The organism is Streptomyces sp. NRRL F-5727 (assembly GCF_000719555.1).
Classification (GTDB): Bacteria; Actinomycetota; Actinomycetes; order Streptomycetales; family Streptomycetaceae; genus Streptomyces.
Genome location: NZ_JOGX01000122.1, coordinates 1 through 6500, shown reverse-complemented (window position 1 = coordinate 6500; position 6500 = coordinate 1). Strand labels below are relative to the sequence as shown.

4 protein-coding genes are annotated in these 6500 nt (G+C 71.0%); 2 read left to right on the top strand and 2 right to left on the bottom strand.

Going from position 1 to position 6500, the window contains the following annotated elements:
- The first annotated feature begins 474 nt into the window (after positions 1–474).
- Both IF73_RS39035 and IF73_RS0136750 read left to right on the top strand, forming a co-directional pair.
- The gene (locus IF73_RS39035) at positions 475–1044 is read left to right on the top strand and encodes a hypothetical protein (RefSeq protein ID WP_031015782.1); all 570 of its coding nucleotides are present in this window, start codon (positions 475–477) and stop codon (positions 1042–1044) included.
- A 43-nt stretch (positions 1045–1087) separates the two neighbouring features.
- A complete protein-coding gene (locus tag IF73_RS0136750; protein ID WP_078868456.1) occupies positions 1088–3901 on the top strand; it encodes a DEAD/DEAH box helicase in 2814 nt (937 codons plus the stop codon).
- Here the strand turns inward: IF73_RS0136750 and IF73_RS0136745 are convergent.
- Both IF73_RS0136745 and IF73_RS42795 read right to left on the bottom strand, forming a co-directional pair.
- Positions 3886–4431, bottom strand: coding sequence for an NUDIX domain-containing protein (locus IF73_RS0136745; protein ID WP_031015778.1), 546 nt, complete (start codon positions 4429–4431; stop codon positions 3886–3888). The genes IF73_RS0136750 and IF73_RS0136745 overlap by 16 nt on opposite strands.
- 769 nt (positions 4432–5200) lie before the next feature.
- Complete coding sequence (locus IF73_RS42795) at positions 5201–6226, bottom strand: peptidoglycan-binding domain-containing protein (protein WP_051717732.1); 1026 nt, start codon at positions 6224–6226, stop codon at positions 5201–5203.
- Positions 6227–6500 lie beyond the last annotated feature (274 nt).

Here is a 6500-nt window from a genome sequence, read left to right as displayed (position 1 = left end):
CTCGGCGGCCGCGGCCGCCTCTATGGGGTCCGGGCCGATGCGGTGGGTGCCGGTGAGCATCCAGCGGTGCAGTTTCAGTTCCGTGCCGTCGGCGCGTTGAGTGTTCCGGGTGTCCTCCTCGATGAGGACGTACCAGTCGGCGGTCATGCGCGGACCTTACTCGGTGGTGGAGGAGGTAGGACGTTTGGCAGGTTTGATGCAGCATGTAGAGATGGCAGAATAACGAGACACCCTGAGGGGTTCTTTTCCGGGCCCGTGTCGTGGATCTTTCCAACTGCTCAAAGCTTGGTGAATCTGCGCAATCGTATCCAGGTCTGGAGTCCCCGCAGGTCATACGCTCATGCTCCTGAGACTCTGCGTAGATCCAGTGGGTCGGTACACGTCACCCGCTCAGACAAGCTCACAGCCCCGGGCCCGAAGCCTGACAACTACGTACTTCCACTGACCGTCGACAGAAAAAAATGAGGGGTCTTTGTGGGTGAGACGAGAGCCTATCCGGTCTATCGGAGCGAGGGTGGGGATGTGGCGGCGGTGATCGCCGTGGCCGTGTCTTTGGTGGGGTGTGGGGAGCTGCGGGAGAAAACGAGTGTCAACCTGAATGCAGAGTTGCTTCGGGTCGAGGACGTCGTGAGGGCACGCGAGGTGTTCCCGCAGGGCTGGTTCTGGGGAGGCGGTGAGCATTTCCGTGGGGTCGACCTTCCGGATGACCCCGGGGTGCTGGTTCGTCTGCTGCCGATGATGCTCTCGGTCGTGGAGCCGGTGGAGGGTGATCTGCTGGACAGAGCGCCGGAGGTGCTGCGTCGGGCAGGGTGGGGACAGATCGCGTGGATGGCACTCAGTTGGCCGGCGGTGCCTGAACTCGGTCTCGGGCCGGAGCATGCGCGGACCGGGGTGCAGGCGTGCTTCGGGACCGACGCCAACCACGAGCCGGCCCCGGGTCACACCGTGTACGTCCACGTCCGGCCCGGGGAGGACGAACGGGCGCAGCACCTCGCCCAGCAGATCGGGCACGACGTCATGGGGCCTGGGGAGCACGGCTGGTAAAGAACGGCTGCATCGGGAATTCAGGGTCAGGGGAAGCGGGGAAATGTCAGCGATCCAGCTCAAGGAACATCAGGTCGATCAGCGTTCCGCGTTTCGCAGGTGGGTGGGATTTCCTGCAAGATCATCTGTTCCCGCGCAGGGTGCCCGTGCCACGATCGTGTCAGCGACCGGCTCGGGCAAGACGATCACCGCGGCCGCGTGCGCGCTGGAGGGCTTCGCGGACGGCCGGGTCCTCGTGACGGTCCCGACCTTGGACCTGCTCGTTCAGACCGCCCAGGCGTGGCGCCTGGTGGGCCATCGGGCGCCGATGGTGGCGGTGTGCTCGCTGGAGAACGACCCGGTGCTGGACTCGCTGGGCGTGCGGACCACCACGAACCCGATCCAGCTCGCGCTGTGGGCCGGGACCGGGCCGGTGGTCGTGTTCGCCACGTACGCCTCCCTCGTGGACCGGGACGACCCGCAGGACCCGACGGGCCGGCGGAAGGTCCGCGGGCCGCTGGAGGCCGCTCTGGCTGGTGGGGAGCGCCTGTACGGCCAGCGCATGGAAGGCTTCGACCTCGCCATCGTGGACGAGGCCCATGGAACCGCCGGCGACCTCGGCCGGCCGTGGGCGGCGATCCACGACAACGCCCGGATCCCGGCGGACTTCCGGCTCTACCTCACCGCGACCCCGCGCATCCTCGCCGCTCCCCAGCCGAGCAGGGGCGCGGAGGGCCAGGAGGTGGCGCTCGCATCCATGGCCGACGACCCGGAGGGCACGTACGGGGCGTGGATCGCGGAGCTCGGGCTGTCGGAGGCGATCGAGCGGGAGATCCTTGCGGGGTTCGAGATCGACGTGCTGGAGATCCGCGACCCCTCCCCCGTGCTTGGGGAGTCGGAGGAGGCGCGGCGGGGCCGGCGCCTGGCGCTGCTGCAGACCGCGCTCCTGGAGCATGCCGCGGCCTGGAACCTGCGTACGGTCATGACGTTCCACCAGAAGGTCGAGGAAGCCGCCGCGTTCGCGGAGAAGCTGCCCGAGACGGCCGCCGCGCTGTATGTCACCGACGCCACAGGCGCCGACCTGGCAGCCGCCGACAAGCTGCCGAGGTCCTCCATCGACGCGGAGTTCTACGAGCTGGAGGCCGGCCGCCACGTACCCCCGGACCGGGTGTGGTCGGCGTGGTTGTGCGGCGACCACCTCGTCTCCGAGCGCCGCGAGGTCCTGCGCCAGTTCGCGAACGGCATCGACGCCGCGGGCCGGCGGGTGCACCGCGCGTTCCTCGCCAGCTGCCGTGTGCTCGGGGAAGGCGTCGACATCACCGGCGAGCGGGGCGTCGAGGCGGTGTGCTTCGCGGACACCCGCGGCTCCCAGGTCGAGATCGTGCAGAACATCGGCCGGGCCCTGCGTCCCAACCGCGACGGATCCACCAAGATCGCCAGGATCATCGTGCCGGTGTTCCTGGAACCGGGCGAGGACCCCACCGACATGATCGCCTCCGCCAGCTTCAAGCCGCTCGTGGCCGTCCTCCAGGGCCTGCGCAGCCATGACGAGCGTCTGGTCGAGCAGCTTGCCTCCCGGGCACTCACCCGCAGCTCGTACGAGAAGAAGACGCACGTCCTGCGCGACGAGGACGGGCGGATCATCACCGCCGGCGGGGGCGGCAGCGAGGGGCAGGAGCAGGACAGCACCGACGCGGCTGCCGAGTCCGCGCTGCTGCGCTTCTCCTCTCCCCGGGACGCGGCGACTATCGCGGCGTTCCTGCGTACGCGGGTGTACCGGCCGGAGTCCCTGGTGTGGCTGGAGGGCTACCAGGCCCTGCTGCGGTGGCGGAAGGAGAACGGGATCACCGGGCTCTACGCCGTCCCGTACGACACCGAGGTCGAAGTCGGGGCGACGAAGGCGTTCCCGCTCGGGCGGTGGGTGCACCAGCAGCGCAAGGCGCTGCGTGCCGGAGAGCTGGAAGAGCGGCGTAAGACGCTGCTGGACGCGCCGGAGGCCGGGATGGTGTGGGAGCCGGGCGAGGAGGCGTGGGAGAGGAAGCTCGCCGCGCTGCGGGCCTACCGGCGGGCCACCGGACACCTCGCACCGCGGCAGGACGCGGTGTGGGGCGAGGGCGAGGAGATGGTGCCCATCGGGCAGCACATGGCCAACCTGCGCCGGAAGGGCGGCCTGGGCAAGGACCCGGAGCGGGCCGCCGTGCGCGCGGAACAGCTGACGGCGATCGACCCGGACTGGAACTGTCCCTGGCCGCTGAACTGGCAGCGGCACTACCGGGTCCTCGCCGACCTCGTCGACGCCGACGGTCACCTGCCCTACATCGCGCCGGGCGTCGTCTTCGACGGCGACGACATCGGTACCTGGAGGTGGCGGCAGCAGGAGGCGGGCACCTGGGCGCAGCTGATGCCCGAGCAGCGCGAGCAGCTGACCAAGCTGGGCGTGCAGGGCGCCGCTCTTCCCGTTGTGGCCGCCGGCCCGGCGGAGAACCGGCCGGCACTGGCCGCCGCCCTCAAGGGGCCGAAGAAGACCGGGAGCAAGGCCGAGGCCGCGTTCCAGCGCGGTCTGGCCGCCCTGGCCCAGTGGGTGGAGAAGGAAGGGCAGCGGCCGGTACCGCGCGGCGCGGTCGTGGAGATCGAGGCCGACGGCGAGACGGAACCGGTACCCGTGAAGCTGGGCGTATGGGTCTCGAACACCAAGTCGAGGCGGGAGAAGCTCACGGTGGAGCAGCGCGCCGCCCTCGGCGCGCTGGGGATGCAGTGGGCAGGCGTCGTGCCGGCCGCCGAGCCCGCGGCGCAGCCGCCTGTCCCGCGGCCCGCCCCGCCGCCGGCAGCCCCGTCGAAACGGCGGGTGCCAGGGCGCGGCGGTCACACCCAGGAGTAGGTGTCGTCGGTGACGGCTTCGAGGGCGGCGTCGGTGACGGCGGCGCGGGGGTCGGGCAGGGCGGCGAGGGCCGGGCCGATGGGCGGGAAGATCGGCAGCTCGGCGGTCTTGCGGTAATCGATCCACTCGATGAGGCCGGTCTCGTGGCTGCCGTCGGGCTGTTCGTCCAGTTCGACCTCGGCGAGGGTGGCGCGGAGCTCGGGGGTGATGTGGAAGCGGTAGATCAGGTGGAGCTTGCGCGGCGGCGGGGTCGGGCCGGGGCGGGTGACGCGCTGGTCGACGACCCACATCAGATCGCCGCCGTCGGCCTGGTCGACGTCGAGGTCGAGTTCCTCGGCGAGTTCACGGGCGAGGGCGGCGGCGAGGTCTTCGCCGTGTTCGACGTTGCCGCCGGGCGGGGTGTAGTGGGTGGAGTCGGCGCGGTCGCGGCGGATGAGGGCGACGTCGTCGCCGCAGAACACCAGGGCCCCGGTCCGGATCTTAATCCGGGAGAACGGGGCCGCGGCGGAGGTTTCGGATGTGCTGGTCATGGCGGCCAGTATCGTGGCCGCCCCGGCGGCCCGGGCGGGCTTTGCCCCTTTTTCACCCGCCCACCCCGCCGATCTCCGGCGCCGCGCCAGCCGACCGGATCGCCAACGCACTCAGCACCCCGAACCGGACCATTCACGGCGAGAAGGCGAACGTGACGGCGTTCGTGGTGCGCCAGTTCGCCGACCGCGGCCTCCTGCTCAACCTCAGCGCGAACCCGGATCCTGCCTTGTCGAGCGCCCGCGTCAGGGGTCAGCGTCGCGAGGGCCTGGGGCGGCTGGCCAGTCCCGCTTCGTACCTTTCGGCTTCCTGCCGCTCTCGCCAGTCCCACTCCACGCGGCCGACCGGGCCTTTGCGGCGGGCTGCGGGAAGCTGGGGCGGACGCAGTCTGGCCGTCTCCGCCACGCGCAGCAGGTGCGCATGGTCACCTGGCGCGTCTCACACGTGGTTGCGCCAGCTTCGTGGCCGGGCCGGGAACACATCGTGTTTCCGTGCGGCCCGCTCCCCCGGCGTCAGATCCTGCTGGATCGCCCGGTGCAGCGTCGGGATCGAGGGAGGCGGATCCCCCTCGCCCCTGGCCGCGCGAGCGGTCAGCTCACGATGCACCGCTGCGACGTTTCCTTTCCACAAGGCCGGCAGAGCCCGGACCTCATCAGTAACCGTGAACCGCCTGGGATACGCAGCCCGCTCAGGCGCACCCCTGACAATGCCGCCTGCCCCGCCCGGGGGCCGGGCGGGGCAGGCGGCATTGTGGGGTTTGGCCGGGGGGGGTTACTTCCAGGCGCAGTGGATGTGGGTGCTGTGGCCCTTGCTGCCGGGGCCGAGGACTTCGGTGGCGCCGAGGGTGCGGCAGAGGTTCATGACCTTCTTGTGGGGGGCGCCGCTGCCGACGTGCTTGCCGTTGATGATGTTCGCGTCGAAGGAGAGGCCGCGGTAGTGGCGGGACTTCTTGCTGTGGGTGCCGCCGACGAATTCGGAGATCTGCAGCCGGTAGCCGGAGTCGGCGAGGGTGATGAGTGCCTTCAGCATGCGGGGGTCGAGCTGGACGCGCTTGGAGCCGACGTGGCTGTGGGGGCTGGTGGCGGCGCCGATGCCCTTGGCCATGTCGTGGATGTTGCGGTAGGCGGTGGAGGCGGAGTCGACGGTCTTGGCGTGCCTGGTGGCGTAGGTGATGCCGGGCTTGGTCAGGAGCTGGCGGGCCAGGGCGATGGCGGTGGTGGCGGGCTTGGCGGTACCGGGCTTGGGCTTGGCGGGGGTGGGTGCGGCGATCAGGGCGGTCCAGGTCTTGGGGCCGGCGACGCCGTCGGTCTTGAGGCCGGCCCGGGTCTGGAAGCCGCGGACGGCGTTGTAGGTCTTGTTGCCGTAGATGCCGTCGGGGTGGAGGCCGAGCTGGCGCTGGAGGGCCTTGACCGCGGGCCCCTTCGCGCCGGTACGCAGGGTGAGGGCGGTCAGCTTGGCCCAGGTCTTCGGTCCGACGACGCCGTCCGCTCGCAGGCCGGTGCGCTTCTGGAACTTCGCGACGGCGGCCGCGGTGTTCTTGCCGTAGGCGCCGTCGGCCTTCACGGTGTGGCCGCGGGCGGCGAGCAGGTGCTGGGCGGTGAAGACGTCCGTGCCGCGGGAGCCGGTCCTCAGCACGGGCCAGGAGGCGGGCTTGGCGGTGTTGGTCGCACCGTGGGCGGCGGGCTTGGCGGAGGCGCTGGCTTCGTCGCCGGTGGTGCTGACCGCGGTGAGCGCGGCGCCGGCGAGGAGGGTGGCGGCGAGGCTGTGGAGGAGGAGGTTCCTGGCGTGCTTGCGCATGGGTGGGTCCTTGGTGGTGTGGGTGGCGTTCGCCGGCGGCGGTGCCACGGGGTGGTGCGCCGTCCTGCTGGGCGGCGGCTGGTGAGGTGAAGAGTTCGCGTGCCGGCGTTCCTTCGGAAGCCCGGCTCGCGTTCCGTGCGTTCCGGGCCGTTCCGTTCCTCGCGGGTGGCGTTCCGCGCGGCTGTGACCTGGCAAAAGGAACGGGAGCAGCAGGGGGCTGTGGATTGCCGGTGTCGGCTGGGGGCGGCGGTGGCGGTGCGGGGCCGGGTGGCGC